The organism is Pseudomonas sp. HY13-MNA-CIBAN-0226, assembly GCF_040310305.1.
Classification (GTDB): domain Bacteria; phylum Pseudomonadota; class Gammaproteobacteria; order Pseudomonadales; family Pseudomonadaceae; genus Aquipseudomonas; species Aquipseudomonas gregormendelii.
This window is the reverse complement of record NZ_JBEOPS010000001.1, coordinates 308,585-325,357: the sequence shown is the minus strand read 5'-3', so window position 1 is coordinate 325,357 and position 16,773 is coordinate 308,585. Positions and strand designations below refer to the sequence as shown.

The following is a 16,773-nucleotide window of genomic DNA, read 5'->3' as shown; positions in this document are numbered from 1 at the left end:
ATGGAGGAATTTTTACATTCGAAGCCGGGTATTTCTTATCTATGATGGACCTAATTGGCGATTCTTCGAATCGTACAATTCAATTTAATAGGGTTAGCGGGTTTATTTATGCACAGTGATCTGGATGGCTACGACCGCAAGATTCTTGCCCTGCTGCAGGAAGATGCTTCGCTCTCCAGTGCGCAGATCGCCGAGCAGGTGGGATTGTCGCAGTCGCCCTGCTGGCGGCGTATCCAGCGGATGAAAGAGGAGGGGATCATTCGCGGCCAGGTGACGCTGCTGGATCGCAAAAAAATCGGGCTGAACACACAGATTTTCGCCGAGATCAAACTCAACGCCCATGGGCGCTCGAACTTCACCGAATTCACCGAGGCGATTCGCGGTTTCCCCGAGGTGCTGGAGTGTTATGTACTGATGGGTTCGGTGGATTTTTTGTTGCGGATCGTCACGGCGGACATCGAGGCGTATGAGCGGTTTTTCTTCGAGAAGTTGTCGATGGTGCCGGGGATTCAGGAGGTGAACTCGATTGTGGCGTTATCGGAGATCAAGTCGACGACCAGTTTGCCAGTTTGAAATTTTTGCTGAATGCGAGGGCCTCATCGATGGCAAGCCTTGCTCCCACAGAGGTTGTGTCGAAACTGACTCAACCCTGTGGAAGCAAAGCTTGCTCGCGATGGCGTCCTTACATACGCAGCAACATTTTCCAGGCACGATTCTGATAAACCGCAATCGCCTGCTGCTTGCGCGCATCCAGGGATTCGTCGGTAATCGGCTCGTTGGCCAGTTGCGCCAGCTGTTTCAGCTCACCGTAAAGGCGATCCATTTCCGGGATCTCCAGCACGCCGCGGGCATGGTGCAGCCAGGACTGGATGCGCTCGATGCGCGGCAGTTGCTCGGCGAGGTCTTCCGGTTGCTGCTGATAGCGCTGCAGCTGCAAGGAGGTTGCCTCTTCGCCCAGCAGGCGTGGAAGCCAGCTGCCCAGTTGCGCCGCGCCTTGGCGATTGCCTCGTACGTTACGCTCTGCGGTCCAGGTACGGGCCAGCAACCAGCGCGAAGTGTTGAGGGAGAACAGACCCCAGCGCGGGTCTTCGAGCTCTTCCAGGAATTGTTCAGGCGCGGCTTTGCGCACATCCTCGTCATCCACCCCGGCCTGGACCAGTGGGCGCCAGTCTTCGAGCAACGCGTCCAGCGCGACTCGCAGGTCGTGGGTCGATTGACGCGGTGCGGCTTGCCCCAGGCTGCTGAGCAGTGCGCGCATTTCAGCCAGGTTCTCGACCCAGTCCTGCAGCAAACGCCAGTGGCCATTGAAGCGGTACTGCTCGGCCAGGCGCTGGCTACTGCCCAGCAAATGCCAGCACAGCGCGGCAAATGCGTCGTCCAGCGGCATTTCGGCGCTGATTTGCGGTGCCGGCAGGCTCAGTGAATAGCTGTTGGCGTCGTACAGGCGATAACCGCGCTCGGCCTTGCTGATGTCACACGGCATCAACGCCAGGGTTGCGGCCAGTTCGGCAGCCAGTTCCAGCAGAGCAGCAGGTTCGCCTTCGCGCAGTTCCAGTTCCAGCTCGCAGATTTCTTCTTTCTGCTTGCCGACCACTACATGGCCCAGGTCCAGCGCGGCTTCGATGACCACCTTGGTTTTGCCACGGCCCCAAGCGATTTCGGCACGTTCGCGAACGAAGTCGGTGGTGAAGATGGCTTTCAGGGTCTTCTTGTCCAGTTCGGCCAACTCTTCAGGCCAGCATTCGCCGTCGAGTTTTTTCACATCGAGCTTGGCTTTGGGCAGTTTCCAGTCGTATTCGTTACGCTCGGACAGACCGGCAACGCTGTGGCCGCGGGTCTTGAGGGTCTGAATCACTTCTTCGCCATCACGGCGCAGGCGCAGGGCAACCTTGGCGCGGGCCAGGTCGCGCTCAGGCGTGTCGAAGTACTGGTTCATCAGTTCACGGCGTTCCCAGCCACTTTTGTTGCGTTTTTTCAGTAGCGGGTGCTCGCGCAGAGCTGCGAGGGTTTCGCGGCTGACGCGGAGTTTGATTTCGGTTTCTTTCTGCATGGCCGGAAAATCCAGGATCGGGAGCGCAGCCGGGGGAATGTGTGGCTGCCAAGGCCGTGCAGTGTACAGGACTCGTCCATCCTACGCCCCGCGACGGTTTATTCCTGCCGCCAGATAGCTCTATGATGGACTTCAATTCGGGAGTTGGAGTCAGCGATGCCTTTGCCGTCCATGAAAGATCAGTTCGCTGCGCTGATCGCTGCACCGTCCGTCAGTTGCACCCAGGCCAGTCTCGATCAGACCAACCGCCCTGTCATCGACCTGCTGGCCACCTGGCTGGGCGACCTGGGTTTTGCCTGCGACATCCAGCAGGTCAGCCCCGGCAAATTTAATCTGCTCGCCAGCTTCGGTTCCGGTCCTGGTGGCCTGGTATTGGCCGGGCATAGCGACACCGTGCCGTTCGATGGCGCTTTGTGGCAGACCGATCCTCTGAAGCTGACCGAAGTCGACGGCCGCTGGGTGGGTTTGGGCAGTTGCGACATGAAGGGTTTCTTCGCTTTGGCGATCGAAGCCGTCATACCCTTGCTCGACCAGCCGTTCAAACAGCCGCTGCTGATCCTCGCCACCTGCGATGAAGAAAGCTCGATGTCCGGTGCCCGCGCGCTGGCCGCAGCCGGACGGCCGCTGGGGCGCGCGGCAGTGATCGGCGAACCGACCGGCCTGAAGCCGATACGCATGCACAAGGGCATCATGATGGAGCGCATCGACATACTCGGGCAGAGTGGCCATTCCTCTGACCCCCGCCTGGGACACAGTGCCCTCGAAGCGATGCACGATGCCATCGGTGAGCTGCGTGGCCTGCGCTTGCTCTGGCAACGCGAGTTTCGCAACCCGCAGTTCGGCGTACCCACGCCCACGATGAACTTCGGGTGCATCCACGGCGGCGACAATCCCAACCGGATTTGCGGGCAGTGCTCCCTGGAGTTCGATTTGCGACCGCTTCCAGGCATGGACCCGAAGGCCTTGCGCGCGGAGATTTTGCAGCGGCTCATGCCGGTTGCCGAACGGCATCAGGTAAAAATCGATTACGCGCCGCTATTCCCTGAAGTGCCGCCGTTCGAGCAGGCTGAAGACGCTGAACTGGTACGCGTCGCCGAAAAGCTCACAGGTCACATGGCCGAAGCAGTGGCGTTCGGCACCGAAGCGCCTTATCTTCAGCGCCTTGGTTGTGAAACGCTGGTGCTTGGTCCTGGGGATATAGCCTGTGCCCACCAGCCGGGGGAATACCTCGAAATGTCACGTTTGCAGCCTACGGTGCATCTATTACGTCAACTGATTGAACATTACTGCCTGACACCGGCCAAATCTGTCGGTTGAACGCTATCGCCTACATTGTTGGCCGGTTAAATCAGTAGTATCCACCCCGTATTCATGAGGAGAGCGCGCGTGTCGCCAAGCCTGTTCCGACGATAACCATCAGCCCGCTGTGCGTTGTTCCGTTTCGCCCATTTTTTGGCTGCTATTTATTACAGGCCCAGGTTCATGCCCGAATACGTTAATTGGCTTCGTCACGCTTCCCCCTACATCAACGCCCACCGCGATTGCACCTTCGTTGTCATGCTGCCCGGCGATGGCGTGGAGCATCCAAACTTTGGCAACATCGTCCATGACCTGGTGCTGCTGCACAGCCTGGGCGTGCGGCTGGTGCTGGTTCACGGCTCCCGTCCACAAATCGAAGCGCGCCTGGCTGCCCGTGGCCTGACCCCGCATTACCACCATGGGATGCGCATCACCGATGCCGCCACCCTTGAATGCGTGATCGATGCCGTCGGCCAGCTGCGGATCGCCATCGAAGCGCGATTGTCGATGGACATGGCATCTTCGCCGATGCAGGGCTCGCGCCTGCGGGTGGCCAGCGGCAACCTGGTAACTGCACGGCCGATCGGCGTGCTCGAAGGGGTTGATTACCACCACACCGGTGAGGTGCGTCGGGTCGACCGCAAAGGCATCAATCGCCTGCTGGACGAGCGCTCCATCGTGTTGCTGTCGCCTTTGGGCTATTCGCCAACCGGCGAGATCTTCAATCTGGCTTGCGAAGACGTCGCGACCCGCGCCGCCATCGACCTGGGCGCCGACAAATTGCTGCTGTTTGGTGCCGACCTGGGCCTGATCGACGAAAACGGACGCCTGGTGCGTGAGTTGCGTCCTCAGCAAGTGCCGGCGCACCTGCTGCGCCTGGGCAGCAATTATCAGGGGGAACTGCTCGATGCCGCTGCTGAGGCCTGCCGTGGCGGTGTAGCACGCAGTCATATCGTCAGTTATGCCGAAAACGGTGCGCTGCTGACCGAGCTGTTCACCCGCGACGGTGGCGGTACCCTGGTGGCCCAGGAGCAATTCGAAATCGTGCGCGAAGCGGCGATTGAGGACGTCGGTGGCTTGCTGGACCTGATCAGCCCGCTGGAAGAGCAGGGCATCCTGGTGCGTCGTTCCCGAGAGGTGCTGGAGCGCGAGATCGAGCAATTCAGCGTGGTCGAGCGCGAAGGCATGATCATCGCCTGCGCGGCGCTGTATCAGATTGCCGATTCGGATGCGGGTGAGCTGGCGTGCCTGGCGGTCAACCCGGAGTACCGCCACGGCGGGCGTGGCGATGAACTGCTGGAGCGCATCGAAACCCGCGCCCGGGCCCAGGGCCTGAAAACCCTGTTCGTCCTCACGACCCGTACCGCCCACTGGTTCCGCGAGCGCGGGTTCGTGCCAAGCAGCGTGGACCGGCTGCCGTCGGCGCGAGCGTCGCTGTACAACTATCAGCGTAATTCGAAGATCTTCGAAAAAACCCTGTAACGCAATCCCCCTGTAGGAGCTGCCGCAGGCTGCGATCTTTTGATCTAAAAACAAGTCAAAAGATCGCAGCCTGCGGCAGCTCTACGGGGGATCGCGTTTATTCCACGTATTTAGAGCTGACGTACGCCGAATAATCCGGCAGCACCGTCTCGACCTTGCCCTGTTCCTTCAGGAACTTCGCCGTCTCGCCAATCGCCTTGGCCGTGCCGCCCTCCAGCAGCGCGGTGGTCTGCTGTGCCTTGGCGTCCGGGAAAGCCGAGCCGGCCAGCAGTTCAGGCACATCGGTGGCATTGGCCCCGGTCAATTTGGCGATTTTCTGCACCGGCACCGAATCGGCAGTCCAGCTGTCTTTATGCGCGGCGTAGTCGGCGAATGAGTCCAGGGTGACCTTGGCGAACCTGGCAATCACTTCCGGGTGCTTCTCCGCGTAATCCTTGCGCGCCACCCACACTTCGAAAGTCGGAGCGCCCCATTGGCCAACCTCGGCCGCATCGGTCAGGGTCTTGCCGGTCTTGCGGATTTCGCCCAAGGCAGGCGACCAGACGAAGGCCCCGTCAATATCACCACGCTTCCAGGCAGCAGCAATTTCCGCCGGCTGCAGGTTCACCACCTTCACTTGCGAAGTACTCAGGCCCCAATGCTTCAGTGCGCCGAGCAGGCTGTAATGAGAGGTGGAAACGAAGGGCGTGGCGATGGTCTTGCCGATCAGATCTTCCGGTTTATTGATCCCGCTCCCGTTACGGACCACCAGCGCCTCGGCGGCATTGATCTGCGCCGAAACGATGAAGGCAACGATTGGCAGGTTCCGCGAAGCCGCGGCGGCCAGCGGGCTGGAGCCCAGATTCCCGATCTGCACATCCCCGGAAGCAATGGCCGTGACCACCTCCGGCCCGCTGTTGAAGCGGCGCCAATCGATTTTCTGGCCAATGGTTTTCTCATACAGGCCGTCGGCCTGCGGCACCTTGCTGGGATCAATCCCGGTCTGATATCCCACGGTGAGGTTGGCGGCGACGGCGTTAAAAGAAATTAAAGCCGATACACAAACTGTAACAATTGGATTGGATAGTGCGCGCTTGATTGTCATGGCCTGGTCTTCGATGAGAGGGAATACGGATTTCCGTTAAATCTAATCGATCTAAAAAACGGCCAATAAATATCTTTTAGGTATTAGCTTATAGGCTCGCGTTCACCGGACCGCGCGCTGTGGTCAGTTCCTAAAGGCTATTAAAAAACATCGGATGCTTCGTATTGGATTTATGCAAAGCGCATTTATCTGCCGACGCTGGATTCACGGGGATTAGACCATGGTCGTAGTCACATACGGTTACGATTGACTTGCAGGTCACGGTCTGGCGCTAATCGCAAATCCTAGGATCCCGGGCATTTGACCCAGGGCCAGGAATACAAAAATTAGAAACGAGAGGAGCTTAAAAAATGAACAAGTCCACCTTGGCCTTGGCCGTGGCCGTAGGGGTAATGGCGCAGCAGGCAGGCGCCGCCGGATTCATTGAAGACAGCAAGGCTTCCGTCAGTTCTCGCACCATGTATTACAACGCCGACACTCGCGAAGGCGCCGCCAATGATCAGCGCGAAGCTGCTCAGGGTCTCAAGTTCGACTACCTGTCGGGCTTCACCCAAGGCACGGTCGGCTTCGGCTTTGACGCCCAGGCGCTGGTCGGCATTCATCTGGACGGTGGTCGCGGTCATCACCCGGACAACAACTCATTCTTCCCAAGTGACACTGACGGCTCGGCATCCGACCCGTGGAGCCGGGTAGCCGGTAACGTCAAGGCACGTATCTCGAAAACCGAAGCCCACCTCGGTGGTGCCTTGCAACCGAGCATGCCGGTACTGATCGCGAACGACAGCCGCCTGCTGCCACAGACCTTCGAAGGCGGCACCATCACCTCGAAGGAAATCGACAACGTCACGTTCAACGCCGGCCAGCTCGAGCACGCCGCGGGTCGAGCGTCGTCGAACACCACCGGTCTGGCAGTCGCTGGCGGCACTGAAGAAAGCAACAAATTCCGTTACGGTGGTGCTGACTGGAAGGTCACCAAAGACCTGATGCTGCAGTACTACTACGCCAATCTGGAAGACTACTACAAGCAGCATTTCCTGGGCCTGGTACACGTCTACCCGATCAGCGCCACCCAGTCGTTCAAGACTGACCTGCGCTATTTCGACAGCAGCTCCGACGGCAAGAACGGTGATGCGGGTTACCGCTTCAACAACAACGGCGGTTATGCGAAGAACCCGGGCGAGGTGGATAACCAGACCTGGAGCGCCATGTTCACCTACACCCTGGGTCCGAACGCATTCTTGCTGGGCCATCAGCGTGTGAGCGATGACGGTGGTTTCGTCTACCTGAACCAGGGCAGCGTGGTCGACGGCAATGGTCGCAACGAAGGAGCCGGCGGTTCGAGCTTCTACTCGTTCACCGACGCCATGATCAACGGCTTCGTGCGTGCAGGTGAGAACACCACATTCGGTCAGTACACCTTCGACTTCGCATCCCTGGGCGTTCCAGGCCTGAAGGCCTCGGCCGCTTATCTGCGCGGCGAGGACATCAAGGCCACCAACGGCGTTGGCAAAGACCAGACCGAGTGGGAGCGCGACCTGCGCGTGGACTACGTGATTCAAACCGGCGCGCTCAAGGGGTTCGGCACGACCCTGCGTCACGGCACCTACCGCGGCGACACCAACATCTCCGCGCAAGACCAGACCCGCGTGATTTTCAACTACACCTATAGCTTCCTGTAACACCCAGCACGGAAAAAGCCCTGCCAGCTGGCGGGGCTTTTTTTCGGATTTTTTCTTATATTCAAATTGGGTCTTACTATGTAATTTATTATTCCTTTTGGCTTTTAACGCGAAGCCCTAAAGTGCGTCCCGCTGGGGCCGATACCGGTGGCCTGACACGATTAAATGCCATCCCTTATTCCTGAATGGCATTAAAAGAATGAAATTATTTTTTATCCGTTTACCATGCGGGCCCCATTTCCCTTGGTCAGACGCCCGGGGTAGACGCATCACGCGATGACCCGTGGTTTGCGGTCACCGCGCATTTCAGGATCCAGAGCATTCGACTCTGGACCGAAAAAAAATTAGAGACGATAGGAGCGAAACAATGAACAAGTCCACTTTGGCCCTGGCTGTGGCCGTAGGGGTTTTGGCGCAGCAGGCAGGCGCCGCCGGTTTCATCGAAGACAGCAAGGCCACCCTGGGCCTGCGCAACTTCTACATCAACACCGATAACCGTGACGGTACCGGCGCCAATAAAAACGAAGAATGGGGCCAAGGCTTCGACCTGCGTTTCATCTCCGGCTACACCCAAGGAACTGTTGGCTTCGGTATCGATGCCATTGGCCTGCTGGGCGTACGCCTCGATTCCGGTGGCGGTACTAACGGTGCGACGGCCACTTCCTATGGCGGCACCGTGTTCCCTAGCAAATCCAACGGTGAAGCGGTCGATAACTTCTCCAGCCTGGGCCTGACGGCCAAGGCCAAGATCTCCCAGACTGAATTGAAGCTGGGTACCTTGCAGCCGAAGAACCCGGTCATTGTCACTAACGACGGTCGCCTGCTGCCACAAACCTGGCAGGGTGGCCAGATCACTTCTGGCGAGATCAAGGACCTGACCTTGGTCGGTGGCCAGATCGAGCACGTCAAAGGTCGTAACTCCAGCAACAATGAACAACTGTCGATCGGCGGTGCCAACGCTCGTGTCGCCAACAGCAACAAGTTCATCTATGCCGGCGGTGACTACAAGATCACCAAAGACCTGACTGCCCAGTACTACTACGGCAACCTGGAAGATTTCTACAAGCAACACTTCCTGGGTCTGGTGCACAACTGGGCAATCGGCCCGGGCGTTCTGAAATCTGACCTGCGTTATTTCAATAGCTCGGATGACGGTGCCAACTCCAATACCGCTGCTTACTTCAGCAACGGTAACTACAACGGCGTGCCAAGCGGTAAAGGCCCGGTCGATAACAACCTGTACAGCGGCCTGTTCCTGTACACCGTTGCCGGTCACACCTTCGGTGGCGGTTACCAGGTCAGCAACGGCAGTAGCGATTTCCCTTGGTTGAACCAAGGCGACGGTTCGTCGAACTACACCATCACTGACATGCAGATCCAGAAATTCGGCCGTGCTGGCGAGAAAACCTGGCAAGTACGCTACTCCTATGACTTCGCTAAAGTCGGCGTGCCTGGTCTGACTGCTGGTGCTGTGTACCTCAAGGGTGACGATATCGACACCGTTGGTGCAAACCGTCAGCAGGCCGCTTCGGGTGCCTCCGAGTGGGAACGCGACTTCACCCTGGCTTACGTGGTACCAGAAGGCCCGCTGAAAAACGTAGGCTTCATGTGGAAAAATGCTACCTGGCGCACCGACCTGCCGAACACCCGTTCGCAGGACGAAAACCGCCTGATCCTCAGCTATTCGATCCCGCTGTTGTAATAGCGCTCGCGTTACTGAAGTAAAAAAAGCCCTGCCCGGCACACTGTCGGGCGGGTTTTTTTGTGTTTTTTAACTGGCTTTTTATATGCGTTTTAATTCTAAACAAATCGATATTTATTCTTTTTAATAGATAAAAAACGCAGGCACAGTTGAGCTCATCAAGCACTCACCAGGAGCAGCACCATGAGCCTCAGACTTGGCGACATCGCCCCCGACTTCGAACAGGATTCCAGTGCCGGCACCATTCGTTTTCATGAATGGCTGGGCGATAGCTGGGGCGTGCTGTTCTCCCACCCGGCAGACTTCACGCCGGTATGCACCACCGAGCTGGGCTTTATCGCCAAGCTGAGAGACCAGTTCGCCGAGCGCGGCGTCAAGGCGATTGCCCTGTCCGTGGACCCGGTGGATTCGCACCACAAATGGATCGAAGACATCAACGAGACCCAGGACACCCAGGTCAATTTCCCGATTCTGGCTGACGCCGATCGCAAGGTGTCGGACCTTTATGATCTGATTCATCCCAATGCCAACGACACCCTGACCGTGCGATCGCTGTTCGTCATCGACCCGAACAAGAAGGTGCGGCTCACCATCACTTACCCAGCGAGCACTGGCCGTAACTTCCATGAAATCCTGCGGGTAATCGACTCGCTGCAACTCACCGACAACTACAAGGTGGCGACCCCGGCCAACTGGCAGGACGGTGATGAAGTAGTGATCGTGCCATCGCTCAAGGACGAGGAAGAAATCCAGAAGCGCTTTCCCAAAGGTTATCGCGCGGTGAAGCCGTACCTGCGCCTGACGCCGCAACCCAATCGTTGAAGATCAAAAGATCGCAGCCTCCGGCAGCTCCTACACGGATAGGCGGGCCCTGTAGGAACTGCCGAAGGCTGCGATCTTTTTGAACCCACACCACAAAGCAGGGGATTTCAGGCCGTTTCGACGGCCTTTTTTTTGCCTGGACATCCACTCTTTACATATCTCTTATTCGAATAACCAAATGAATAAATATGATTTATGGATATAACAATCAGCTGTTAAGGTCACTCCATCCAAGCGAGATCGCACACTGCGAATTGCCAAAATAGCTTAAGGAATTCCTGAATGCTGGTTGTCTCAATCGGTGGCAGTCCTAGCCAACGCTCCCGTTCCGGAGTGCTGCTGGACCACTCTCAGCGCTGGTTGCGCAAGCAAGGTGTGGAAGTGGTGAGTTACCAGGTACGGGACTTCCCGGCCGAAGACTTGCTGCATGCACGCTTCGATAGCCCCAAGGTGATCGACCTGCTGCAACAGATTGAAAACGCTGACGGCCTGCTGATCGCTACGCCGGTTTACAAGGCCTCGTTCTCCGGTGCACTAAAAACCGTGCTGGACCTGCTGCCCGAGCGCGCGTTGGACCACAAAGTGGTTTTACCCATGGCTACCGGCGGCAGTATCGCGCACATGCTGGCGGTGGATTACGCGCTCAAACCGGTGCTGTCGGCGCTCAAAGCCCAGGAAATGTTGCACGGGATTTTTGCCGTGGACAGTCAGATCGCTTACGGCGAGGGCAGCGCCCAGGCGCAGTTGGCGCCTGAGCTGGAACAACGACTCGGTGAGTCACTGGAGCTGTTTCTTATCGCCATGGCGCGACGGCCGAAACCGATCGATCCGAACCTGTTGAATGAACGTTTGCTGAGTGCTCGCTGGAGCATTTGAGCCCGCACTCAATCCACCCCTGAATTTGCTTCACTCCACCTTACTCAGCCGCTAACGGCCAAGCAGGTGCAGCCAAAATCCAACTGCAAAAAGGAGAGCGCTATGCGCACTGTCATTTTGCGTCGTGGTCTGGTCGCTCTGTTTGCTGCGGCTGTCACCTTCGGCGCCATTACTCAAGCTCAGGCCGAGACACTTCGAATCGGTTATCAGAAGTACGGCACCCTGGTGCTGCTCAAGGCCAAGGGTACTCTGGAGAAACGCCTCGCCGCCCAAGGCGTGGACGTGCAATGGACTGAATTCCCCGGTGGCCCGCAGTTGCTGGAAGGCCTGAACGTCGGCTCCATCGACTTCGGCGTTACCGGCGAAACCCCGCCAGTGTTTGCCCAGGCGGCCGGTGCCGATCTGCTCTATGTCGCCTATGAACCACCAGCGCCCCACAGCGAGGCGATCCTGGTGCCCAAAGACTCGCCGATCAAATCGGTGCAGGAACTCAAGGGCAAGAAAATCGCCCTGAACAAAGGCTCCAACGTTCACTACCTGCTGGTGCGGGCTCTGGAAGACGCCGGCCTCAAATACAGCGATATCCAGACCGTGTTCCTGCCGCCAGCCGATGCCCGCGCCGCGTTCGAGCGTGGCAGTGTCGACGCCTGGGTCATCTGGGACCCGTACCAGGCTGCGGCCGAACAGCAACTGCAGGCCCGCACCCTGCGTGACGGCAAAGGCATCGTCGACAACCATCAGTTCTACCTGGCGACCAAACCCTACGCGCAGAAAAATCCCGAGGTGATCAAGACTTTGGTGGAGCAAGTGCGCGCAGTCGGCGAATGGTCCAAGGCCAACCCTGAAGACGTGACCCAACAGGTTTCACCACTGCTTGGCCTGCCGGCAGACATCACCCTGACGTCGGTGAAACGCCAGGGCTACGGCGCGCTATTCCTGACCCCGGAAGTGGTGGCCGCGCAACAGAAAATCGCCGACAGCTTCTACCAGCTCAAGCTGATTCCGAAGCCGCTGAGCATCAAGGACGTGATCTGGACGCCACCGGCGGCCGTTGCCAAAGCACCGTAATTCGACTTCCTAAGGAGACCACTCCATGAGCCTCAACATCTTCTGGTTCCTGCCTACCCACGGCGACGGCCATTACCTTGGCACCGCCGAAGGCGCTCGCGCCGTCGACCACGGTTACCTGCAACAGGTCGCGCAAGCAGCCGACCGCCTGGGCTTTGGCGGGGTGCTGATCCCCACCGGGCGCTCCTGCGAAGACTCGTGGCTGGTGGCCGCGTCGTTGATCCCGGTAACCCAGCGCCTGAAGTTTCTGGTCGCCCTGCGCCCCGGGATTATTTCCCCGACGGTGGCCGCGCGCCAGGCGGCGACGCTGGATCGGTTGTCCGGCGGGCGGGCGCTGTTCAACCTGGTGACCGGCGGGGATCCGGAAGAGTTGGCCGGCGATGGTCTGTTCCTGAGCCACGAAGAACGCTATCAGGCTTCGGTGGAATTCACTCGCATCTGGCGTCGGGTGCTGGAAGGTGAAACCGTTGACTACGACGGTCAGCACATCAGCGTGAAGGGCGCCAAGCTGCTCTACCCACCGATCCAGCAACCGCGTCCACCGCTGTACTTCGGTGGCTCGTCGGAAGCGGCGCAGGACCTTGCCGCGGAGCAGGTCGAGATGGTTCTGACCTGGGGTGAGCCGCCGGCCGCTGTTGCCGAGAAGATCGAACAGGTACGGGCCAAGGCCGCCAAGTTGGGGCGTACCGTGCGGTTCGGGATTCGCTTGCACGTGATCGTTCGGGAAACCAATGCTGAAGCCTGGCAAGCGGCGGACCGGCTGATCTCCCACGTGGATGATGAAACCATCGCCCGCGCCCAGGCGTCGCTGTCGCGCTTCGATTCGGTTGGCCAGCAACGCATGGCCGCGCTGCACGGTGGCAGTCGCGACAACCTGGAAGTCAGCCCCAACCTCTGGGCCGGTGTCGGCCTGGTGCGTGGTGGTGCCGGCACGGCACTGGTGGGTGACGGTCCGACAGTGGCCGCCCGTGTGAAGGAATACGCGGACCTGGGCATCGATACGTTCATCTTCTCCGGCTATCCACACCTGGAAGAGTCCTATCGTGTTGCGGAGCTGTTGTTCCCGCACCTGGATATCGAGCGTGCGCAGCTGCCCCAGGGTGCCAACTACGTCAGCCCGTTCGGCGAGATGGTCGCCAACGATATCCTTCCCAAAGCCGCGTCGCAGAGCTGAGGCGTGTCATGAAGAAAGTTATCCACAACCTGGCGCCCTGGGCGTTGCCGGTGCTGTTGCTGGCGGTGTGGCAGTTGTCGGTATCGGCGGGCTGGTTGTCGACACGGATTCTGCCGGCGCCGATAGCCGTCATTGAAGCCGGCGTGAGCCTGGTGCGCAGCGGTGAAATCTGGACCCATCTGGCAATCAGCGGCTGGCGTGCTGCCTTGGGCTTCACCATCGGTGGCAGCATCGGCCTGGTGCTGGGTTTCATCACCGGCCTGTCGAAATGGGGCGAGCGCCTGCTCGACAGTTCGGTGCAGATGGTGCGCAACGTACCGCACCTGGCGCTGATCCCTCTGGTCATCCTGTGGTTTGGCATCGATGAGTCGGCGAAGATTTTCCTGGTGGCCCTGGGCACATTGTTCCCGATCTACCTCAACACCTATCACGGCATTCGCAACGTCGATCCGGCGCTGGTGGAGATGGCGCGCAGTTACGGTTTGTCCGGTTTCAGCCTGTTCCGCCAGGTGATCCTGCCGGGCGCACTGCCTTCGATCCTGGTCGGTGTGCGCTTCGCGTTGGGCTTCATGTGGCTGACGCTGATCGTTGCGGAAACCATTTCTGCCAGTTCTGGCATCGGTTACCTGGCAATGAATGCCCGGGAATTCCTGCAGACCGACGTGGTGGTGCTGGCGATCCTGTTGTACGCGGTGCTCGGCAAACTGGCCGACCTCGCTGCGCGCGGACTTGAACGAGTATGGCTGCGCTGGCATCCGGCCTATCAGGCTGCCAAGGGAGGTGCCGCATGACGGCTCAACAACCTCCACGCTTGCTGCGCGGAATTCCACTGGCAGTGCGCAAGCTGCAAAAGACCTTTGGTACGCGGCAAGTGCTGCGCGAGATCGACCTGCACATTCCGGCCGGGCAGTTCGTGGCCGTGGTCGGGCGCAGCGGGTGCGGTAAAAGTACCTTGTTGCGCTTGCTCGCCGGCCTCGACAAACCCACTGGTGGTGATCTGCTGGCGGGTTCGGCGCCTTTGAGCGCTGCGCTGGAAGACACCCGCTTGATGTTCCAGGAAGCGCGTCTGCTGCCGTGGAAAAAAGTTATCGACAACGTCGGCCTCGGGCTCAAGGGCAACTGGCGGCCACAAGCACTGGACGCGTTGGAGTCGGTTGGCCTGGCCGACCGCGCCAATGAGTGGCCTGCGGCGCTGTCCGGTGGGCAGAAGCAGCGCGTGGCACTGGCCCGCGCGCTGATCCACCAACCGCGCTTGCTGTTGCTGGACGAGCCCTTGGGCGCTCTCGATGCCCTGACCCGGATTGAAATGCAGCAACTGATCGAACGCCTCTGGCAAAAGCACGGCTTCACGGTGTTGCTGGTGACCCACGACGTCAGTGAAGCGGTCGCGATTGCCGATCGGGTGATCCTGATCGAAGAGGGTGAAGTCGGCCTCGACCTCCACGTGGAACTACCGCGCCCTCGGGTTCGCGGTTCTCACCGGCTGGCGGCGCTGGAAACCGAAGTCCTCAACCGCGTGCTGTCACTGCCCGGCGAGCCGCCGGAACCCGAACCTGTTTCACCATTGCCCACGCAGTTGCGTTGGGCGCAATAACTCACCTTATCCAACGACAGGAACAACCTCATGACTATCAAGGCCATCAACGTTCGTAACCAGTTCAAAGGCTCGATCAAGGAAATCGTGCTGGGTGACGTGCTGTCGGAAATCGACGTGCAGACCGCTTCGGGTATCGTCACTTCAGTCATCACCACTCGTTCTGTCAAAGAGCTTGAGCTGGTGGTCGGCAGTGAAGTGATCGCGTTCGTGAAATCCACCGAGGTGTCGATCGCCAAGTTGTAAAGGGCGTGCACTGCGCACAACCCCGGAGGGTGTGAGCCCTTCGGGTTTTTTGTGTGCGTGATTCAGTGGAGTCAGCGGTGTGGCCATCGCGGGCAAGCCCGCTCCCACAGGTTGATTTGTCACTTACAAAATCTTTGTTCGCTGGAGATTCTTGTGGGAGCGGGCTTGCCCGCGATGAGGCCAGCATGACCTGCACCGTAGTCAGATTGAGTGAGCGCGCTTGGTCAGATAAGGCGGCAGATAAAGCCCCAGATACGCATCAAACACCCGCATCCCTTCCTCGGCCATGCGCGGCGTGATCTGCCCATGCTGCTGCACCGAACGTGCGTACACCCGATCACCCAATTCCATCGCCAACGCAAACACGTCAACATCGTCCGGCAGCTTCGGCAATTCAAAGTGATGATTGAACAGCTTGTGCATCAGGTCCCCCAACTCGATGTCGTGCTGACGGTCAGCCTGTGTCACTTCGGTCAACCCATGCTGGGCGAGAATCAACTGTCGGGCGGCCGCGTCCTCGTCGTAGATGTCGAGCATGCGCTGTTCCACCAGCCGCGACAGGTCGCGCCAGCCATTGAGGGCGGTGTGGTCGATGGGGGCTTGCAGGCAGGCGCGAAAAGCGGCGTGGACGTCGGCCGTCAGCGCTTCGAGCAGGGACGGAACACTGGCGAAGAAATGGTAGACCGAGGAGGGCGGGATGTCTGCGCGCTCGGCAACGCTGTAGATCGACAGACTGCCTGCGCCTTCGGCAGCCAGCAGCGTGCGGGCGGCGTCGAGTATCGAGTCGATCCGCGCCTGGCTGCGGGCGCGGGGTTTGCGAACGTTGGCGGTGCGCGTCATCGGAGTGTTCCTGCAAGGGCAGCGAGCATTGTACGAGGCGCCCTGCACCTTGTCTGCACGGGGCGGCCTGCTGCCCAATAACATTACAGAGCAGTTTATCCTCCGACTTGTATGCTGCGTCCGTTCAAGGGTTGAACCGGGCGTGCATTCATCGGGTACAGCGCCTTGAATGCCTGCAGCTGCGTTGTAGATAGTTGCAGCACTGAGGAAAGCACATGCCAGCGCACACCTTCCGTACACGGTGGCGTCGTCAGCGATCCCGCGTAGGAGTAGTAGCGACGGTTTGAGGGTAATAGATTGGCAATGTTCAGCGTTTTCAGGGTTTCCATGCCGCCTGCATTGTCGGGCATGGCTGCCAGGACCGGTTCGAGGGTCGGGTTGTGTGTGCCCTCTTCAAATAGCAATGCGACCACAGCAAGCTCGCCTGCTGTGTTGCGGTAAACCAGATGCGCGTTGAGTGGGTAAGTCCGGCCCATGATTTTTTCTTCGCTGGGCGTATGGAAGTGCATCTGCACGAATGCGTACTTGCCTGAGGGCAAGGTGATACCGCCTGCGGCGGATGACGATACCTGGATGGTATGTCCGTTGTTCAGAATGGCAGCGGGGCCAGCTTGAAATGTGAACGCCAACGGGGCAATTTCAGTCTCAACCGCATCACGGATATCGATCGGAGACTGCGCTTGGCCGGACGTACAGCCTTCATATTCGCTGCTCAATCCTCCCCAGTTTTCCGCGCCGATAGGAGCGGTATAGCTCCAGTCAACGGGTTTGCCCGTCGTTGCCCCGGCGGTGTTGCAAGCACCGGAGACGATCAAGGCAAGAGCCGACGCCAATAGCTGTTTTTTCATGATCATTTT

The 16,773-nt window shown here is 59.1% G+C and carries 16 protein-coding genes; 12 read left to right on the top strand and 4 right to left on the bottom strand.

Going from position 1 to position 16,773, the window contains the following annotated elements; translation table 11 throughout:
* Positions 1–108 precede the first annotated feature (108 nt).
* Positions 109–573, top strand: coding sequence for an Lrp/AsnC family transcriptional regulator (locus AAEZ05_RS01470; RefSeq protein WP_162438417.1), 465 nt, complete (start codon positions 109–111; stop codon positions 571–573).
* Between the two features lie 109 nt (positions 574–682).
* Here AAEZ05_RS01470 and AAEZ05_RS01465 read toward each other — a convergent pair whose 3' ends face one another.
* Positions 683–2,050 (bottom strand): CYTH domain-containing protein, encoded by a 1,368-nt coding sequence (locus tag AAEZ05_RS01465; RefSeq protein ID WP_350646469.1) that lies wholly within the window; start codon positions 2,048–2,050, stop codon positions 683–685.
* 156 nt (positions 2,051–2,206) lie between these two features.
* Here AAEZ05_RS01465 and argE point away from each other — a divergent pair, with 156 nt between their 5' ends.
* Positions 2,207–3,367: an acetylornithine deacetylase gene (gene argE, locus AAEZ05_RS01460; protein ID WP_350646468.1), complete on the top strand. Its 1,161-nt coding sequence runs from the start codon at positions 2,207–2,209 to the stop codon at positions 3,365–3,367.
* 165 nt (positions 3,368–3,532) lie between these two features.
* A complete protein-coding gene (gene argA, locus AAEZ05_RS01455) occupies positions 3,533–4,831 on the top strand; it encodes an amino-acid N-acetyltransferase (protein ID WP_045059631.1) in 1,299 nt (432 codons plus the stop codon).
* Between the two features lie 97 nt (positions 4,832–4,928).
* On the opposite strand, the gene tauA is transcribed toward argA, so the two are convergent.
* Complete coding sequence (gene tauA / locus AAEZ05_RS01450) at positions 4,929–5,915, bottom strand: taurine ABC transporter substrate-binding protein (RefSeq protein ID WP_350646467.1); 987 nt, start codon at positions 5,913–5,915, stop codon at positions 4,929–4,931.
* A gap of 350 nt (positions 5,916–6,265) precedes the next feature.
* On the opposite strand from tauA, the gene AAEZ05_RS01445 reads away from it, so the two are divergent.
* From AAEZ05_RS01445 to AAEZ05_RS01405, 9 genes are all read left to right on the top strand, one after another.
* The gene (locus AAEZ05_RS01445; RefSeq protein WP_045059629.1) at positions 6,266–7,594 is read left to right on the top strand and encodes an OprD family porin; all 1,329 of its coding nucleotides are present in this window, start codon (positions 6,266–6,268) and stop codon (positions 7,592–7,594) included.
* A 367-nt stretch (positions 7,595–7,961) separates the two neighbouring features.
* A complete protein-coding gene (locus AAEZ05_RS01440) occupies positions 7,962–9,296 on the top strand; it encodes an OprD family porin (RefSeq protein ID WP_045059628.1) in 1,335 nt (444 codons plus the stop codon).
* A gap of 183 nt (positions 9,297–9,479) precedes the next feature.
* Positions 9,480–10,118: a peroxiredoxin gene (locus AAEZ05_RS01435; protein WP_350646466.1), complete on the top strand. Its 639-nt coding sequence runs from the start codon at positions 9,480–9,482 to the stop codon at positions 10,116–10,118.
* Between the two features lie 282 nt (positions 10,119–10,400).
* Positions 10,401–10,994 (top strand): NADPH-dependent FMN reductase, encoded by a 594-nt coding sequence (gene ssuE, locus AAEZ05_RS01430; protein WP_350646465.1) that lies wholly within the window; start codon positions 10,401–10,403, stop codon positions 10,992–10,994.
* Positions 10,995–11,096: 102 nt separating this feature from the next.
* Positions 11,097–12,062 (top strand): sulfonate ABC transporter substrate-binding protein, encoded by a 966-nt coding sequence (locus AAEZ05_RS01425; protein WP_045059746.1) that lies wholly within the window; start codon positions 11,097–11,099, stop codon positions 12,060–12,062.
* A gap of 25 nt (positions 12,063–12,087) precedes the next feature.
* A complete protein-coding gene (gene ssuD, locus AAEZ05_RS01420; RefSeq protein ID WP_045059747.1) occupies positions 12,088–13,236 on the top strand; it encodes an FMNH2-dependent alkanesulfonate monooxygenase in 1,149 nt (382 codons plus the stop codon).
* Between the two features lie 8 nt (positions 13,237–13,244).
* A complete protein-coding gene (gene ssuC / locus AAEZ05_RS01415) occupies positions 13,245–14,027 on the top strand; it encodes an aliphatic sulfonate ABC transporter permease SsuC (protein WP_045059748.1) in 783 nt (260 codons plus the stop codon).
* Entirely contained in the window at positions 14,024–14,830 is an 807-nt protein-coding gene (gene ssuB / locus AAEZ05_RS01410; RefSeq protein ID WP_045059749.1) for an aliphatic sulfonates ABC transporter ATP-binding protein, read from the top strand. Before ssuC ends, ssuB begins: the two co-directional genes overlap by 4 nt.
* Before the next feature lie 30 nt (positions 14,831–14,860).
* A complete protein-coding gene (locus AAEZ05_RS01405) occupies positions 14,861–15,076 on the top strand; it encodes a TOBE domain-containing protein (protein ID WP_003229256.1) in 216 nt (71 codons plus the stop codon).
* 201 nt (positions 15,077–15,277) lie between these two features.
* Here the strand turns inward: AAEZ05_RS01405 and AAEZ05_RS01400 are convergent, their stop codons facing one another.
* Together AAEZ05_RS01400 and AAEZ05_RS01395 are read right to left on the bottom strand one after the other, a co-directional pair.
* Positions 15,278–15,916, bottom strand: coding sequence for a TetR/AcrR family transcriptional regulator (locus AAEZ05_RS01400; protein ID WP_350646464.1), 639 nt, complete (start codon positions 15,914–15,916; stop codon positions 15,278–15,280).
* Positions 15,917–16,011: 95 nt separating this feature from the next.
* The gene (locus tag AAEZ05_RS01395; RefSeq protein ID WP_350646463.1) at positions 16,012–16,770 is read right to left on the bottom strand and encodes a carbonic anhydrase; all 759 of its coding nucleotides are present in this window, start codon (positions 16,768–16,770) and stop codon (positions 16,012–16,014) included.
* Between the last annotated feature and the right edge of the window lie 3 nt (positions 16,771–16,773).

Coding starts and splice junctions, on each gene's coding strand:
- AAEZ05_RS01470 (WP_162438417.1), top strand. CDS start 109: ATGCACAGTGATCTGGATGGCTACGACCGCAAGATTCTTGCCCTGCTG.
- AAEZ05_RS01465 (WP_350646469.1), bottom strand. CDS start 2,050: ATGCAGAAAGAAACCGAAATCAAACTCCGCGTCAGCCGCGAAACCCTC.
- argE (WP_350646468.1), top strand. CDS start 2,207: ATGCCTTTGCCGTCCATGAAAGATCAGTTCGCTGCGCTGATCGCTGCA.
- argA (WP_045059631.1), top strand. CDS start 3,533: ATGCCCGAATACGTTAATTGGCTTCGTCACGCTTCCCCCTACATCAAC.
- tauA (WP_350646467.1), bottom strand. CDS start 5,915: ATGACAATCAAGCGCGCACTATCCAATCCAATTGTTACAGTTTGTGTA.
- AAEZ05_RS01445 (WP_045059629.1), top strand. CDS start 6,266: ATGAACAAGTCCACCTTGGCCTTGGCCGTGGCCGTAGGGGTAATGGCG.
- AAEZ05_RS01440 (WP_045059628.1), top strand. CDS start 7,962: ATGAACAAGTCCACTTTGGCCCTGGCTGTGGCCGTAGGGGTTTTGGCG.
- AAEZ05_RS01435 (WP_350646466.1), top strand. CDS start 9,480: ATGAGCCTCAGACTTGGCGACATCGCCCCCGACTTCGAACAGGATTCC.
- ssuE (WP_350646465.1), top strand. CDS start 10,401: ATGCTGGTTGTCTCAATCGGTGGCAGTCCTAGCCAACGCTCCCGTTCC.
- AAEZ05_RS01425 (WP_045059746.1), top strand. CDS start 11,097: ATGCGCACTGTCATTTTGCGTCGTGGTCTGGTCGCTCTGTTTGCTGCG.
- ssuD (WP_045059747.1), top strand. CDS start 12,088: ATGAGCCTCAACATCTTCTGGTTCCTGCCTACCCACGGCGACGGCCAT.
- ssuC (WP_045059748.1), top strand. CDS start 13,245: ATGAAGAAAGTTATCCACAACCTGGCGCCCTGGGCGTTGCCGGTGCTG.
- ssuB (WP_045059749.1), top strand. CDS start 14,024: ATGACGGCTCAACAACCTCCACGCTTGCTGCGCGGAATTCCACTGGCA.
- AAEZ05_RS01405 (WP_003229256.1), top strand. CDS start 14,861: ATGACTATCAAGGCCATCAACGTTCGTAACCAGTTCAAAGGCTCGATC.
- AAEZ05_RS01400 (WP_350646464.1), bottom strand. CDS start 15,916: ATGACGCGCACCGCCAACGTTCGCAAACCCCGCGCCCGCAGCCAGGCG.
- AAEZ05_RS01395 (WP_350646463.1), bottom strand. CDS start 16,770: ATGATCATGAAAAAACAGCTATTGGCGTCGGCTCTTGCCTTGATCGTC.